At 69.0% G+C, this 15,787-nt stretch carries 14 protein-coding genes; 7 read left to right on the forward strand and 7 right to left on the reverse strand.

The window, feature by feature from the left end; genetic code table 11:
• Positions 1-135: 135 nt before the first annotated feature.
• Positions 136-1,437, forward strand: coding sequence for a YeaH/YhbH family protein (locus AC3IF3_RS13465; RefSeq protein WP_243964694.1), 1,302 nt, complete (start codon positions 136-138; stop codon positions 1,435-1,437).
• 243 nt (positions 1,438-1,680) lie between these two features.
• Positions 1,681-3,252 carry a SpoVR family protein gene (locus AC3IF3_RS13470; protein WP_489229167.1) on the forward strand — a complete coding sequence of 524 codons (1,572 nt, stop codon included), beginning with the start codon at positions 1,681-1,683 and terminating at the stop codon, positions 3,250-3,252.
• A gap of 22 nt (positions 3,253-3,274) precedes the next feature.
• On the opposite strand, the gene AC3IF3_RS13475 is transcribed toward AC3IF3_RS13470, so the two are convergent.
• From AC3IF3_RS13475 to AC3IF3_RS13490, 4 genes are all read right to left on the reverse strand, one after another.
• Entirely contained in the window at positions 3,275-4,846 is a 1,572-nt protein-coding gene (locus AC3IF3_RS13475) for an alkaline phosphatase D family protein (protein ID WP_489229169.1), read from the reverse strand.
• Between the two features lie 618 nt (positions 4,847-5,464).
• Positions 5,465-6,928, reverse strand: a complete 1,464-nt coding sequence (locus AC3IF3_RS13480; RefSeq protein ID WP_489229170.1) for a hypothetical protein — start codon at positions 6,926-6,928, stop codon at positions 5,465-5,467.
• A gap of 376 nt (positions 6,929-7,304) precedes the next feature.
• Positions 7,305-7,592 (reverse strand): hypothetical protein, encoded by a 288-nt coding sequence (locus AC3IF3_RS13485; protein WP_489216525.1) that lies wholly within the window; start codon positions 7,590-7,592, stop codon positions 7,305-7,307.
• 158 nt (positions 7,593-7,750) lie between these two features.
• On the reverse strand, positions 7,751-8,068 hold the full coding sequence (locus tag AC3IF3_RS13490; RefSeq protein ID WP_489229171.1) for a hypothetical protein: 318 nt from the start codon (positions 8,066-8,068) through the stop codon (positions 7,751-7,753).
• A gap of 423 nt (positions 8,069-8,491) precedes the next feature.
• On the opposite strand from AC3IF3_RS13490, the gene gpmI reads away from it, so the two are divergent.
• The 3 genes from gpmI (at position 8,492) to AC3IF3_RS13505 (ending at position 12,986) form a co-directional block, all read left to right on the forward strand.
• Complete coding sequence (gpmI, locus tag AC3IF3_RS13495) at positions 8,492-9,997, forward strand: 2,3-bisphosphoglycerate-independent phosphoglycerate mutase (protein ID WP_489231296.1); 1,506 nt, start codon at positions 8,492-8,494, stop codon at positions 9,995-9,997.
• A gap of 369 nt (positions 9,998-10,366) precedes the next feature.
• The gene (locus tag AC3IF3_RS13500) at positions 10,367-11,782 is read left to right on the forward strand and encodes a lipopolysaccharide biosynthesis protein (protein WP_489216529.1); all 1,416 of its coding nucleotides are present in this window, start codon (positions 10,367-10,369) and stop codon (positions 11,780-11,782) included.
• A gap of 10 nt (positions 11,783-11,792) precedes the next feature.
• On the forward strand, positions 11,793-12,986 hold the full coding sequence (locus AC3IF3_RS13505; protein WP_489229173.1) for a GNAT family N-acetyltransferase: 1,194 nt from the start codon (positions 11,793-11,795) through the stop codon (positions 12,984-12,986).
• Here AC3IF3_RS13505 and AC3IF3_RS13510 read toward each other — a convergent pair.
• From AC3IF3_RS13510 to AC3IF3_RS13520, 3 genes are all read right to left on the reverse strand, one after another.
• The gene (locus AC3IF3_RS13510) at positions 12,922-13,278 is read right to left on the reverse strand and encodes a hypothetical protein (RefSeq protein WP_489229175.1); all 357 of its coding nucleotides are present in this window, start codon (positions 13,276-13,278) and stop codon (positions 12,922-12,924) included. The genes AC3IF3_RS13505 and AC3IF3_RS13510 overlap by 65 nt on opposite strands.
• Positions 13,279-13,296: 18 nt before the next feature.
• On the reverse strand, positions 13,297-13,524 hold the full coding sequence (locus AC3IF3_RS13515) for a hypothetical protein (protein WP_243973268.1): 228 nt from the start codon (positions 13,522-13,524) through the stop codon (positions 13,297-13,299).
• Between the two features lie 409 nt (positions 13,525-13,933).
• Positions 13,934-14,434 (reverse strand): tRNA (cytidine(34)-2'-O)-methyltransferase, encoded by a 501-nt coding sequence (locus AC3IF3_RS13520; RefSeq protein ID WP_489229177.1) that lies wholly within the window; start codon positions 14,432-14,434, stop codon positions 13,934-13,936.
• 177 nt (positions 14,435-14,611) lie between these two features.
• Here AC3IF3_RS13520 and AC3IF3_RS13525 point away from each other — a divergent pair, with 177 nt between their 5' ends.
• Together AC3IF3_RS13525 and AC3IF3_RS13530 are read left to right on the forward strand one after the other, a co-directional pair.
• Entirely contained in the window at positions 14,612-15,109 is a 498-nt protein-coding gene (locus tag AC3IF3_RS13525) for a PRC-barrel domain-containing protein (protein ID WP_243973271.1), read from the forward strand.
• A 95-nt stretch (positions 15,110-15,204) separates the two neighbouring features.
• The gene (locus AC3IF3_RS13530; RefSeq protein WP_489216541.1) at positions 15,205-15,786 is read left to right on the forward strand and encodes an SCO family protein; all 582 of its coding nucleotides are present in this window, start codon (positions 15,205-15,207) and stop codon (positions 15,784-15,786) included.
• Position 15,787 lies beyond the last annotated feature (1 nt).

A 15,787-nucleotide genomic window follows, 5' to 3' on the forward strand; every position in this document is an offset into this window, starting at 1 on the left:
TTTCCGAACACATCATGCGGGAGCGGCGCGTTAGACCAGACTGTGCGAAAGAGGGAAGACTCTTTCGGACGGCAGCATGGTATAACGGGAGGCTAGAACCGGCCGGACCACGCGGGACGAGGGTTTTCGCAGCGGATGCACATCGTCGACCGACGCCTGAACCCGGGGGGCAAGAGCCTCCCCAACCGGCAGCGCTTCCTGCGGCGCGTGAAGGATGTCGCCCAGCGCGCGGTGCGGGAATCCGCCCGCGAGAAGGACATCAAGGATCTCGGCAAGGACGGCCGCGTCACCGTGCCCGCGGACGGCGTGCGCGAGCCCCGCTTCTCCCGCCAGCCGGGCACCGGCCTGCAGGATCACATCCTGCCGGGCAACAAGACCTACGTGGAGGGCGACACGATCGAGCGGCCGCCGGGCGGCGGCGGTGGGCGCGGCTCCGGCGAGGGCGGGGAGGGCGGCGAGAACAGCGAGGACGCGTTCCGGTTCGTGCTCACCCGCGAGGAATTCCTGGAACTCTTCCTGGAGGATCTGGAGCTTCCGGACCTCGCCAAGCGCCGCCTCGCGGTGGTGGACACGGAGGGGCTGCGCCGGGCCGGCTACACGGTGACCGGCTCCCCCGCCAACCTCGCGCTCACCCGTACCCTGCGCAACTCGATGTCGCGGCGCATCGCCCTCAAGCGGCCGAAGCCCGACGAGGTCGCGGCCCTGGTGGCGCGGCTCGACGCCCTGCCGGAGGGCGATCCGGAGCGGCCGGACGTGGAGGAGGCGCTGCTGAAGCTGCGCGAGCGGTCGAAGCGGATCCCCTATGTCGACCCGATCGACCTGCGCTTCCGCCGGTTCGAGCCGTATCCGCGGCCGATCGCGCAGGCCGTGATGTTCTGCCTGATGGACGTGTCCGGCTCGATGACCGAGCACATGAAGGACCTCGCCAAGCGGTTCTACATCCTGCTGCACATCTTCCTGACCCGCCGCTATCGCCACGTGGAGATCGTGTTCATCCGCCACACCGACCGGGCCACCGAGGTCGACGAGGAAACCTTCTTCGGCTCCCGCGAGACCGGCGGTACGCTGGTCTCCTCGGCGCTCGTGGAGATGAAGCGCATCATCGCCGAGCGCTACGACCCCAACGACTGGAACATCTACGCCGCCCAGGCCTCGGACGGCGACAACGTCTCCTCCGACGCGCCGACCTCGACGGACCTCCTGCGGGCGCATATCCTGCCGGCCTGCCAGCACTTCGCCTATCTGGAGGTCGGCGACGAGAACGGCCCCCGCGCCGGGTTCGTGGAGCACCGCACCACCCTGTGGCGGACCTACGAGGCGATTGCCAAGGCCGGCGGCCCGATCGCCATGCGCAAGGTCAACCACCGGCGGGAGATCTACCCGGTGTTCCGCGAGCTGTTCGGCCGCAAGGACGCCAAGGCCGAGGCGGAGGCGTGAGATGACCCGCGCCGCGTCTCCCTCCCCCCTCTGCGGGGAAGGGTGGCCCCCGAAGGGGGTCGGGAGAGGGGAACCCGGCTTCCGGAAGGGGCGCAGCTCTCGTGTAGGCCAGAGCTTCGTTCTGCACCCTCGCTCCCCTCTCCCGACCCCTGCTGACGCAGGGGCCACCCTCCCCCGCAGAGGGGGGAGGGAGCTCCTGTCCCGCGCCGGTGCGGGGCACGGTCCGAAGACACGGGAGGCCGCATGACGCTCGTCAAGGCACGGACGCCCCAGATCATCTCCGGTGGCCAGAAACCCCTGTTCACCGGCAACGACTGGGACTTCGACACCATCCGGCGGATCCACGACGCCTGCGAGGCGGTGGCCGGGCCGCAGCTCGGCCTGTCCTGGTATCCGAACCAGATCGAGATCATCACGGCCGAGCAGATGCTCGACGCCTACGCGTCGATCGGCATGCCGCTGTTCTACAAGCACTGGTCGTTCGGCAAGCACTTCGCCCAGCACGAGGCCGGCTATCGCCGGGGCCTGATGGGGCTCGCCTACGAGATCGTCATCAACTCCGACCCGTGCATCTCCTACGTGATGGAGGAGAACACGGCGACCATGCAGACGCTGGTCATCGCCCACGCGGCCTTCGGCCACAACCACTTCTTCAAGAACAACTACCTGTTCCGGCAATGGACGGATGCCGAAGGGATCTTGGATTACCTCGACTTCGCCAAGGGTTTCATCACCCGCTGCGAGGAGCGCTACGGCCACCAGGCGGTCGAGCAGATGCTCGACGCCGCCCACGCGCTGATGAGCCAGGGCGTCCACCGCTATCCGCGCAAGAAGCGGCCGGACCTCGCCTCGGAGCAGCGGCGGGAGCGTGAGCGGATCGAGCACGGCGAGCAGATCTACAACGACCTGTGGCGGACCCTGCCGCAGAAGGTCGGCGCGGTGCGGCCGGACCTGGTCGCCGAGCGGCGCAAAGCCCTGCTCGAACTGCCGCAGGAGAATATCCTCTACTTCCTGGAGAAGGTCGCCCCCCGGCTGCGCCCGTGGCAGCGCGAGATCCTGCGGATCGTCCGCCTCGTCGCGCAGTATTTCTACCCGCAGCGCCAGACCAAGGTGATGAACGAGGGCTGCGCCACCTACGTCCACTACCGGATCATGAACGCGCTCTCGGCGCAGGGTCAGATCGGCGAGGCCGCTTATCTGGAGTTTCTCCAGTCGCACACCAACGTCATCCGGCAGCCGAACTACGACGACCGCTCCTATGGCGGCCACAACCCCTACGCGATCGGCTTCGCGATGATGCAGGACATCGCCCGCATCGTGGAGCAGCCCACCGACGAGGACCGGGACTGGTTCCCCGAGATCGCCGGCACCGGCGATCCGATGGCGGTTTTGCGCGACTGCTGGGAGAATTACCGCGACGAGAGCTTCATCCAGCAGTTCCTGTCGCCCAAGCTGATGCGCGACCTGCGCCTGTTCCACGTGGTCGACGACCCGGAGGAGCCGGAACTGCGGGTGGAGGCGATCCACGACGAGCGCGGCTACCGCAAGATGCGCCGGTCCTTCGCCCGCCAGTACGACGTCGCGTGGCTCGATCCCGACATCGAGGTGGTGGACGTGGATCTCGAGGGCGACCGGCGCCTGATCCTGCACCACAAGGCGATCAACAAGATCACCCTGCAGAAGGAGGACGCCAAGCGCGTGCTCCAGCACCTCGCCGACCTCTGGGGCTACGACGTGGTGCTCAAGGAGGTCGAGCCGGCCACCGGCACGGTGCTCGGCGAGATTTCCGCCAGCGCGCGGCCGATCTTCTTCTGATCGCGCCCCGCGCGGGGCACCGTCACGCCTTCGCGGGATCCAGGGTGACGTGCCAGAGGTCGGTGTCGGCCGCGTCCTTCAGCGTCACGGTCATCTGCTCGGTGGCGCCGTCGACCGCCACATGGCCGAAGAACTGGTAGCCCGCGGCCGGCGACAGGTTGACCTGCCCCTTGTCGGGCGCCTTCACGAAGCGCAGCTGCGGGCCGAACGTGTCGTCGAGGGCGTTCGGGCCGAAGGTGCCGGCGTGCAGCGGCCCGGAGACGAACTCCCAGAACGGGTCGAAATCCTGAAACTGCGCCTTGTCGGGGTCGTAGTAATGCGCCGCCGTGTAGTGCACGTCGGCCGTGAGCCAGACGGTGTTGCGGATCCCGGCGCTCTTGATGAAGCGCAGCAGGTCGGCGATCTCCAATTCGCGCCCGAGGGGCGGTCCGTCGCCCTGCGCCACCGCCTCCGAACCGAAATTGCGGTCGACGTCGTAGGTCACCACGAGGCCCAGCGGCATGTCGGCGGCGATCACCTTCCAGGTGGCGCGCGAATCGAGCAGCGCCCGCTTCAGCCACGCGATCTGCTGCGGCCCCAGGAAGTAGGCGTCGGGGCCGTATTCCGTCTGGCGGTTCTCGCCGTTCGGGCCCCGGTAGGAGCGCATGTCGAGCATGAACACATCGACCAGCGGGCCGTAGCCGATCCTGCGATAGACCCGGCCGGGCTCCGAGGGCTCGAAGCGCATCGGCATGTATTCGTGGAACGCCCGCGACGCGCGCAGCTGCAGGGCGAGCGCGTTCGGGTCGGTGTATTTCTTCTTCAGGTGCTCGGCCCGGGTCAGGGGCTCGCCCGGCCACCAGTTGTTGGTGACCTCGTGGTCGTCCCATTGCGCCAGGATCGGCACGGCGGCATTCATGGCCAGCACGTTCCGGTCGGTGAGGTTGTACTTGTGCCGGCCGCGGAATTCTTCCAGCGTCTCGGCCGGCTTGGCGACCGCCTCGGTCACCCGGTTGCGCCAGAGGCTGCCATCGGGGAGCTTCACCTCGGGCTGGATCGGCCCGTCGGCGTAGATCGTGTCGCCGGAATGGATGAAGAAGTCCGGCCGGTTCTTCAGGATGGCGGAATAGACGGTCATGCCGCCGCGGGTCTCGTCGATGCCCCAGCCCTGGCCCGCCGTGTCGCCCGACCAGCAGAACGAGACCGAGCGCCGGTCCGCCGGCGCGGTGCGGAACCGCCCGACCTGGGCCGGTCCGACGATCGTCGGCGCGGCGACGTCCTGGAGGCGGACCCGGTAGAACACGTCCTGGCCCGCCGGCAGACCGGTGAGCGCCACCTTCACGGTGCCGTCGGTCTCGGGCAGGGCGTCGGCGAAGACCCCGCCGCGGATCTCGGAGAAGCGCTCGGTGGTCGCCCACTCGATGATCGCCCGGGCGGGCCGGTCGGACCGGGCCCTGACCACGGCCGAGTCGGTGCCGACATCGCCCGATTGCAGCCCGTGGCTCAGGACCGGCCGGTCGGCGGCGCGGCTCAGGCCGGGCCGCGCGAGGCCCGAGGCCAGCCCGACCAGACCGGCGCCTCCGCTGAGAAGGATCTGGCGGCGACTTGCGGACATGAGAGGCCCTCCAACATGCGGCGCCCATCGCAGGGCGCCGCGACAGCCGGATGACGGGCCGGGAGCGCGTGGCGCGAAAGCGCGCACGCGCATCGTCTTTTGCCGAAAGCCGGCGGCCACCCTTCGGGACGATGCTTCAGCGCGGCGGGACGCGCGTCTGCGGACCCCCGTCCGGCGCTGCAGGCAGCGAGATTTCACGTGCCCCTCCACCTGGACAGGCTGGACGTTGTACGGCTCTCCGGGACTTGGGCGGTCGTGGCGATCCGGGTTGCCCGGGAGCGTTCGGATCGCGCGCGAGGATAGGCCTGGATCGTGTTCAGGCAGCCCCTCGCAGGACGGCGCTCCGCCGGCCCAGCCGTGCGCCGCGCGGCGCGAACGGTGCTTCTCGAGGCCGCCTCTCACCGTGATTGAGCCGTTCACCAGGTTGCGAGCGGGCGCAAGCCGCCCCGGGCGAGCGAGCCGAGCCGATGGCGTTTATCGATCGGCTTTCGTTGGTCGATTGGCGTTTGACCCGGACCGTGCGGCCAGCTGCCGGAACGAAGCGCCGGGACCCCTCGTGCCGATGCGCGGTGTTCAGCCTCCGGCGTGAACGCCCCTGTCGCGGTCGGCCATAAGCCGTTATCGCAAATTCCAAGTCCAGCATTTGGCGGACTGATCATAAGCTGCAATCGGTTTCCAACCGAGTGCTCGAACGGAGCGATATTGGGTATCGTCCGTCACCCACGAAAGAAAATCTCTTAAAGACCCCGATTCATCGCCCGCTGAGTGCTGGGTCTCTTGAAGTCTGCGCCATTGATTGAGGGCGCCTTTAAGCCCGTAATAAGATTCCTTGAATGCGAGCTGCGACTCGAGGACGTAGGAAAGATGATCGAACACGGCCCCGAGCGATTCGGTTTCGGCGTGGGAGAAAGGATTTTCTCTGCCCATGTCGCGAAACTGAACATCGCCCGCGTTATCATATGCCTTCAACAGGATGGGCGGCTCATGAGCATGCCAAACCATCCCGGGCTTATAGTTCCAAACCCTTAGCCACTCTTGGTTGGGGTTTTGAGCATAGTTGTTCCGGGTCGATATGCCCAATTGGGGTCCGACATAGTAATTACACCAGAACCACGCGGCCGTGCGCGACGGATCCGCTAAAAACGCCGATCGCATCGCGATGATTTGCCGGGGGTTCCATAATTCGTCGGAGTCCAACTGCCACAGGAGGCAGTCTTCATTCAAGTTGGCGAGGGGCGCTCGCACCATTTCGATTTTTCCGTCCCAGAAATGGCCAGGCTTTTTCCTATAAACAGTCACGTTGTTCGGAAATCGGTCGGCTATGTCATCGATGTATGCACTTGTGCCGTCAATGCTGCGCCCGTTCGCATGGAAAGATTGCGGAACGTTGCCGCCCGTCGCGACACTCCACGCCGTGTCGTGCGTGAGTTGAGCGACCTCTTCGACGATATGCCAACGCCATTCAAATGGAAGTCTTTGGAACATATGCTCGTGATATCGGATGAATGGCTCGCCATTGAGTACGATTGTAAAGAAATGGACCGGCAATGTCGGCTTCAATGCGCGATGCATAAACAGCGCGTAATCGGTCTCCGCATTCATATTGACGAAAGAGTATCTTTTTTCAGAGGCCAGCCTTTCGAAGGCGGCGCGTCCCCCGGCGGTTTTCCGAACGCCATCAAATAAAATGAATTTACATCCGCAAAATTTTTCTATGATGTCCTGTGTTTGAAGATCTTCGCCCGAAACGATGAGGATGTCCGGCGCCTGCGCTGACCTTGAATGACCTCCAGTGGTCTCTTCGCGGGCTCGGCCACAATCATTCCCTGGCACTTGGCCAGGCTGCGTGCTTGGCGACGTATCGAATAGTTTTGACGACGGAAATCCGATGATCTTCAAATTTTCTAGATCGTTATCTTTTGTAATGACAGCCAGATTTGCGACGGTATTTTGCAAGAATGCCAAGACATCGCCAAGCGTATCGAGATCCAAATCGCCGGACGGCGTGACCCATGTGCAGGTCAGACGATCGCGCCGCAAAAGACCCCGCATGTCATCCGCTGTATCGAAAGCCTGCGTCACCTCTCGGTCCTCGCGCTCGATTGTGCTGAAGCAAATATTTTAGATTTGTGATCGGCGTAGAGTCTTCGGAAAAATCAGGTCCGGAGTCAAGCACGGTCAAATCAAGCATCAAGCTACGTTTTTGGTCAATTGTTTTGCAATATTACTGAAATTGTCAGCGTTTCGGTCCAACTTGTACAGGCGCTGCTGGGAACTTGCAGCGGTACAGTCACGGCATTACGGTTGTGCCCGTGCGAAGTCACAGGGTCAGGCGTTTTTTCGTCGAATCCGCCACTGCCCTTTGACGTCTCGCGCGCGGCCGTCGAGATGCGGCCGGCCGCCGGATGGGCCAGTCGTCAGAGCGACGTATGCGATGCTGTATCGGGCGTATCTGCCCTTACCGATGGACCGCCGCCACGTCGGAGCGAACGTCGTCCAGCGCGCAGCCGATGCGCTCCAGGGCCAGGGACACCATCTCGGCGGCCTGCGGATCGGCGGCATCCCGCGGCGCTCCGGGGCTGAAACCGTCCCGCAGGTAGGGCATCATCGTGCCGTGAAGCGCCGTGTAGGCACCGGGATTGGATAACTCGTAGACGACTGCGAGAGCATGATAGGCCCGGACCATGATCTCCAGCGCGATATCCGCACTGCGTACGGCCCGCTCGCAATCGTCGCTGTCCATCATCACGCTTGTAGTTTTATTGCTGTCCAGCCGCCAGGTAACACGCTCTTTTAAGACTGTCGACGTTTGGAGCTATTGCTGCCACGGCGCATCGAGGCGGCGGATCATTTATCGCCGGATTATGGCTCGACTGCAACACTTGCCGATCTCGGCGCGCGATATCAAGTAATGGTCTGACCGCGCATATGCCGGGATGGCCGAATCATTGCCGCGATCTTGTTCTCGGCCTCGGCCAGGATGCTGTTCACAAGGTGAGACGCGCCCTCGACGGTCCCGGCGGTGAGAGTTTCGCCCCGGTTCATATCCTGGACGATGCGGAAATTGTCCTCGACGAACGCGCGGATCTTTCGCTGAACGTCGTCGAACTCCCCCGGATGAGCCGTTTCGTAGAGAAGTGCCAGAGCCAGGTAGGCCCGGCCGACCATGTCGAGTGCCAGATCCGCGCTCGTCTCGGAACTCACGATTTCGGGCAAGGACACGGCAGGTGAATCCCTGTCAAGCACATTCGACAAGTTAGCACGACCTGGAAGCCGCGCCAATCAGTCAAGGTATTCTAGCTCCGGTTATCCCTGGTCAGTCTCCGGGGGGGGCTTCGAGGTCATCGGGTCGCCGCCATCGACGATCCGAGCCGGAAAATCGGACGGTCGCCGGGATCCGGCGGGTCGGGGGGCGCCCGCGGTCCCGTCGATGCCGCGGTCCCGTCGATGCGTAGTCGGCGCTGTCAGAATCGGGACGCTTTCGCATGGCCGTGACCGGATCCGCCTCCGCGGCTGTGGTCTCGCGCGGCCAAGCCGATTATCGACACGCGCATGGGTCCGGCCTCGCGCGGCCCGCAGGACCCGGCTGCGCGCCGAAAGCCCAGGAGAGTCGTGACCGTGCCCGACAGCACCCCGCGCCCCGTGATGCTCGTGATCCTCGACGGATGGGGCCTCCGGGAGGAGATCGCCGACAACGCCGTCGGCCAGGCCCGGACGCCGGTCTTCGACGGGCTGATGCGGGAGCGCCCCCGGGCGCGGCTGCGGACCTTCGGGGCCGATGTCGGCCTGCCCGAGGGGCAGATGGGCAATTCCGAGGTCGGCCATCTCAATATCGGCGCCGGCCGCGTCGTCCTGCAGGATCTGCCGCGCATCGACACCGCCGTGGCGGACGGGTCGCTGGCCGCGAACCCGGCCCTGGGCCGGTTCATCGAGCGCCTGCGCGCCTCCGGCGGGACCTGCCACCTCGTCGGCCTCCTGTCCCCGGGCGGCGTCCACGCCCATCAGGACCACGCGGTGGCGCTGGCCCGCCTGCTGGTCGCGGCGGGCGTGCCGGTCCGGCTCCACGGCTTCACGGACGGGCGCGACATGCCGCCCCGTTCCGCCGCCGCCTGTATCGCCGCGGTGGAGACCGCCCTGCCGCCGGGGGCGCGGATTGCCACCCTGTGCGGGCGCTATTTCGGGATGGACCGCGACCGGCGCTGGGAGCGGGTCCAGATCGCCTACGATGCCCTCACCGCCGGGCGCGGGACCCGGTTCGCGCGGGCGGGGCAGGCGGTGGCCGCGGCCTACGCGGCGGACATCTCGGACGAGTTCATGCGGCCCGCCGTCATCGGCGACTTCGCCGGCATGCGCGACGGCGACGGCCTCCTGAGCTTCAACTTCCGGGCCGACCGGACCCGGCAGATCCTGGAGGCCCTCCTCGATCCGGCCTTCGCGGGCTTCCCCCGCGCGGGGACGATCCGGTTCGCCGCCGCCCTGGGCATCGTCCAGTACAGCCTCGAGATCGACGCCTTCGCCGAGACCCTCTTCGGGCCCCTCGACCTGCCGAACGGGCTCGGCGAGACAGTCGCCCGGGCCGGGCGGACCCAGCTGCGCATGGCCGAGACGGAGAAGTACCCCCACGTCACCTACTTCATGAACGGCGGGCTCGAGGCTCCCTTCCCGGGCCAGGACGCGGTCCTGGTGCCGTCGCCGAAGGTCGCGACCTACGATCTCCAGCCGGAGATGTCGGCCGCGGAGCTGACCGACCGTGCCGTGGCGGCGATCGGCTCGGGGGCCTACGACCTCATCATCCTGAACTTCGCCAATCCCGACATGGTCGGCCATACCGGCAGCCTCGCGGCCGCCGTGAAGGCCGTGGAGACCGTCGATGCCTGCCTCGGCCGGGTGGTGGAGGCGGTGACGGCCCAGGGCGGGGCGCTGCTCGTCACCGCCGACCACGGCAATTGCGAGACGATGCGCGATCCCGAGACCGGCGAGCCGCACACCGCCCATACCCTCAACCCGGTCCCCGTGACGCTCGTGGGCGTCGACGGGGTGTCCCTGGCCGATGGCCGGCTGGCCGACGTGGCCCCGACGCTGCTGGCCCTGATGGGCCTTGACCAGCCGGCCGAGATGACCGGCACGTCCCTGATCCGGCGGGCGGGCTGATGGCCCGGCATGGCGGCTGCACCGGTCGGGCCGTTATGCATCAGGCTCTCGCCATACGTCCCGTCGCGGGACCGGACCGTGCCAGGGCGGGGCAGGGTTGGCGCATGCCTGTGAAGGATCCGCGCGGCCGTCCTGGCCGCTCGGGAGCGCGGGCTCAGAAAAGGGCGTGGCCCTCATGAAGGCTTACGCTTTCTTCTGCACCGTCGCTCCCCCCTTGCGGGACTTCGTCCCGACCCGACCCCCTTCGGGGGCCACCCTCCCTTGCAGAGGGGGGAGGGTGATGCGCGGTGTCCGCGCCCTGCTTCAATCCGGGCCTGTGAAAATCATAGGCCAGCGGGGCGAGAGGACACGAGCCTCCGAGCCCCGATCATGATCGCCCGGCACAGCCTGATCTATGTCGGCTCGCGCGGCTTCGCCGCCGCCCTGAACATGGCCTCGGTGGCGGTGTTCACCCGGCTCGCGCCGGCGGCGAGCTACGGCACCTACCTGTACGTCCTGTCCTGGGCGCTGGTGCTCTACGGGGCGACCTGCCAGTGGCCGAAATTCGCGTTCTTCGCCCTCTACGACGAGGCCCGCGAGCCGGCCCAGATCGGCACCGTGGTGCGCATCCTGGCCGGTACGCTGCTGCTGGCCGGGCTCGGCAGCGTGCTGGCGGCCGGGCTCGGCCTGGTTCCGGGCCGGATGGCGGCCGCGATCCTGGCGCTGGCCTGCGGCACCACCCTGTTCGAGGGCGCGACCGAGATCGCGCGCACGCGCCTGCGGGTCGGGGCGGTGGCGGCCTCGGTGATGAGCCGGGCGGTCCTGATCCTCGGCCTCGGCAGCCTGGCGCTGCACCGCGCGGCCGATCCGCTCGACCTCGCCTTCGCGGTGGCGACCGCCAACGCGGTTGCCTCGCTCCCGGCCGCCGCCACCATCGCGCCGATGATGCCCGGCCGCGGCAGCCGGGCCGAGGCCCTGCGCCTGTTCACCTATGGCTGGCCCCTGGTGCTCTCCTTCGGGACCGCGGCCCTGGCCCAGAGCCTCGACCGGCTGATCATCGCCAAGACGGTGGGGCCGGCGGGGCTCGGCGCCTACGGGGCGCTGGCCGACTTCCTGCGGCAGAGCTTCATCGTGTTCGGCGAGGCGATCGCCCTGTCGCTGATCTCGATCGCCAAGCGCGAGGCGCGGACCGGCGGCATGGAGGCGGCCTCGGGGGTGCTGAGCGACGCCGCCCGGGCGATGACGCTGATCGCGGCCTTCGGCGCCGTGTTCTTCCTCTGCTTCGACGAGCTTGTGGTCACCGTGTTGCTCGGGCCCGACTACCGGGCCGAGGCCCGCCAGCTCGCCCCGGTGCTGGTCCTGGCCAGCATCCTGATGATGTTCCGCGCCTATTATTTCGGACAGGTGATCTACTTCACCCGGACCAGCGGTCTCGAGGCGGCGGCCGCCTTCGCCACCCTGGCCACCGTGGCGGCGCTCTCGCTCCTGCTGATCCCGACCTTCGGCGCCCCCGGGGCGGCGCTCGCCTTCGCCGGGGGGCAGAGCGCGGCCTGCCTCGTGCTGGTGTTCGGCGCGAGGCGGGAGGGCACGACGATGCCGCTGCCCCTGGCCGACATGGCCGGCATCGCCGGGCTCGCCCTGGCCTGCGGCGCCGTGAATGCCGGGATCGCCCTGATGCCGGGCGGCCTCCTGCCCCCGGGGCAGGTGCTGCGCATGGTCCTGCTCGCCGCCGGGGCCGGGGCCGCCGCGTGGCGCTACGACGTGCTGGGCTTCGCCGGTGCGATCCGCCACCGGCTCGCGACCTGACGGCGTCGCAATGCCGGACACCGCCGCACTCCCGCAGGGCCTGGTTGCGGCGATCCGGCCCCTGGATCCGGCGGCGCCCTGGATCCCGGCCTGGCGGGCGCTGGGCGCCGCCGCCCGCATCCGGAACCCGTTCTACGAGGCGGGCTACGCGCTCGCCGCCCGCGGGGCCTTCGGGGCGGGGGTGCGTCTCCTGATCGTCGCCGACCGGCCCCCCGAGGAGCCGGGCGCGCGGTTCCGCGCCGCCTGGCCGTTCCGGGTGTCGCGGCGGCGCTGGGGCCTGCCGCTTCCGCTGCTGATGGGCTGGACCCACGGCTACTGTCCGTTCGGCGCGCCGCTCCTCGACGGCGCCGATCCGGAGACGGCGCTCGCGGGTCTGCTCGCCGCGCCCCGGGCGCTGGGCCTGCCGCCACGGCTTCTCCTGCCGAACGCCCCCGCTGACGGGCCCCTGGCGCAGCTTCTGGCGGCGCGCGGGGCGGCCCGTGCCGCCTACTGGCCGCATGCCCGCGGCCTGCTCGATCTGACCGCCCGCACGCCGGAGGCGCGGGCGGCCTATCTCGGCCACCTCTCCGGCCAGAGGCGGCGCAAGCTGCGCCGTGCCCAGGCGCGCCTGGAGGCGGAGGGGGCCGTGGCCCTGGAGATGGTGGACACGCCGGCCGGCCTCGACCGCGCCCTGGACGAGCACGTCGCCCTCGAAGCGGCCGGCTGGAAGGATCGGGCCGGCACCGGCCTGGGTCAGCGGCCGGCGGAGGTCGCCTTCCTGCGCGCCGCCCTGGCCGATCTCGGCGCCGCGGACGGGGTGCGGATCGCGCGCCTGCGCCGGGCGGACCGGACGCTCGCCTCCCTGATCCTGCCGGTCACCGGCTCCGAGGCCTGGGTCCTGAAGATCGCCCACGACGAGACGGAAACGGAGGGCGCCCCCGGTGTCCAGCTCGTCCACCGCCTGACCGCGGCGGTGGTTTCCGGCGCGTGGGACATCGACCGGATCGATTCCTGCGCCCCGCCGGATTTCGCCCTCGGCTCCACCTTCTGGACGGAGCGCCGGCCGATCGCCCATCTCCTGGTCGCGGCCGGGCACGATCCCCTGTTCCCGCTGGCCCGGGCGCTGGAGCGGGCCCGCGCGGCCGTGGCCCGGGCCCGCCTTACCAGCCGAACCGGGCGATCTCTCCGAGCCGCGCCCGCGTCGCCGCCTCGTCCCGGCCGATGATCGCGATCCGCCCCGACAGGGCGTAGCAGGTCGCGCAGAACGGCAGCTGTGCCAGCGCGATCCCGTCGTCGCGGGCGCGGGTGACCGAGGCGATCAGGCAGGGCAGGACCCGCTGGTCCGCCGGGGCCGCGAGGCAGGCGGCGCGCGGGCTGCCGAAGACCGGGCGATCCGGCCAGGACAGCAGGAGCGTCGTGCCGCCCCGCCGGTCGGGGGCCGGGGGCAGGGTGTAGCTGCGCAGGAACAGCGCGCAGGCCGCGAGGACGAGGGCCGGCAGGATCAGGGCCGTGCGCATGGCGGGACTCCGGACGCCTCAATCCCCCTCGTCGAAGCGCGAGCGATAGAACACCTCCCGACCGGCGCCGTCGATGACCCGGACCGCCTGGGCCGGCTCGCCCGACCGCTGCGGCACCCGGGCGCGGGCGAACAGCCGCAGCGCCCGCTCCTGGGCGCCCGCGAGGGTGCCGACGCGCACGGAGATCCGCGTCTGGACCTCGTCGGGTTCCGGTCCGAGGACTTCGATGTGGAAGGTCTCGCGCAAGGGATCCGCCTGATCAGGGGGGCTCCCGCGCCGGGTCACCGGGTCCGGCACGGGAGCGCGACACGACATGGTCTGGGGCCGATCTCGGCGCGAAGTCCAATTGCAACGCGATCGGCCGCGGTTCAAGGAGGGCCCCGACATAGGGGAGATCTCCGGAGGAGTCCCGTGGACCCGCTCAAGGCCGCCGCCGCGACGGCCGTCTGCCTCGCCCTGTTCTGGCTGGCCTTCCGGCTGACCCGGCGGCTGGTCGATCTCGTCATCGCCGGGGGCTACGCGGAGGAGCGGCGGCGGCTCGCGGAGGAGGCCGCTCAGGAGGCGGCCATCCGCACCACGGCGGCGAACTCGGCGGCGAACCAGGACCCGTCGTCCGCCGCCGGGATCGGCGTGCCGAACGCCGCGACCTCCTCGATCAAGGGGGGGCAGGGCGCCCGGGCGTGCCCTCGATCTCCGGTTGCAATAGCCCCGCCGTCTGCCGCAGGGCCTCCCCGGCGATCATCGCGGCCGCCACCGCGACGTTGAGGGAGCGCAGGCCCGGCCGGATCGGCACCACCACCCGGGCGTCGGCGGCGGCATGCACCGCCTCTGGCACCCCGGCGGATTCGCGCCCGACCATCAGGCAATCGTCCGGGCGGAAGGCGAAATCCGTGTAGGGCAGGGCGCCCGCCGTGGTGGCGAGCACGAGCCGGATGCCGGCCCCGGCCCGCCACGCCTCGAAGGCCGCGAAGGCGCGGTGCCGGGTGATCGCCACGTGGTCGAGATAGTCGAGGCCGGAGCGGCGCAGGTGCCGATCCGAGACGTCGAAGCCCGCGGGCTCCACGATCTCCACGGCGAGGCCGAGGCAGGCGGCCATGCGCAGCATCGTGCCGGTGTTCTGGGGGATGTCGGGCTGGTAGAGGGCGAGGCGGAGCATGGGTCCGCCTTGTGGGGATTGGGCGCCGCACCGTCAAAGGCCCGCGGCGGCAACGCTCAGCCGGCAAAGCGGCCGGCGATCCGCCGAACCCGCCGCCGATCCGCGGAACTTAAGCCCCGCCAGAACCTTAAGGCGGCGCCACCCTTGTTCGCGGCCCTTCCCGAAAGACCTGATCCGATGCGCACCCCGCTCCTCGCCTCGGCCCTGCTGCTGGCCGGCCTCGCCACCGCCTCGGCCCAGAATGCCGGAACGAACGCGGACAGCGCCGCGGCGCCGGTGCCCGGCCAGCCCGCCACCATGGCCGACAACCTGCGCCCGACCTTCGTAGCCCAGACCCCCGACGACATGGTCGCCAGCAAGCTCATCGGCACGAGCGTGGTGAACGGCGCCGCCGAGACGATCGGGCAGATCGCCGACATCGTCCTCGATCAGAAGGGCGCGGTGAAGTCCTGGGTCATCGGGGTCGGCGGCTTCCTGGGGCTCGGCTCGAAATACGTGGCCGTCGACCCCTCCGTGCTGAAGCTCGACCGCACCGACGGCAAGAGTCTGCAGGCGCGCATCGACACGACCAAGGATCAGCTCCGGGCCGCGCCGGAATACATCTACCTCGGCAAGGAGCCGCCGAAGGGGGCCTCCCCCGCCAGCCCCGCGGGCGAGCCGGCGCCGAAGCCCTGACGGGCCAGATCTGAGGGCCGGCGACATCCGGCCGGCTTGCCTCGGTGCGCGATTCTGTGCTGTGCCAGCCTCCGCCCGGAGGTCGGAACCGTCCCATGCGTCGCGCCCTCGTCCCGCTCCTCGCCTTCTGCCTCGGCCTCGTCGGCATCACCGGGGCCGCGGTGTTCGCGTTCATGCCTGAGCGGGCTCCGGTGGGCGTGCCCGGCGTCGGCGGTCCGTTCACCCTGGTCGATCAGGACGGCCGCACCGTCACCGAGCGCGATTTCGCCGGGGCGACGCACCTGGTGTTCTTCGGCTTCACCCATTGCCCGGACGTGTGCCCAACGACCCTGCAGCAGGTCTCGGATGTGCTGGCCGCCCTGGGTCCCAAGGCCGCGCACATGCGGGTGGCCTTCGTCACGGTCGATCCCGAGCGCGACGACCCGGCGAGCCTGAAGACCTATCTGTCGAGCTTCGATCCGCGCATCACCGGGCTCACCGGCAGCCCCGAGCAGGTCGCCGCCACCGAGAAGGCGTACCGCGCCTATGCCCGCAAGGTCCCCGGCAAGGAGGGCGACTACACGATGGAGCACACCGCCATCGTGTACGTGATGGATGCGCAGAACCGCTTCCTCGGCGCCCTGGATCTCGCGCGCCCGGCCGAGGACACGGCGGCGCAGCTCGCCAAGAAGATATGAG

The sequence above is a fragment of the Methylobacterium sp. J-118 genome, from assembly GCF_057836565.1.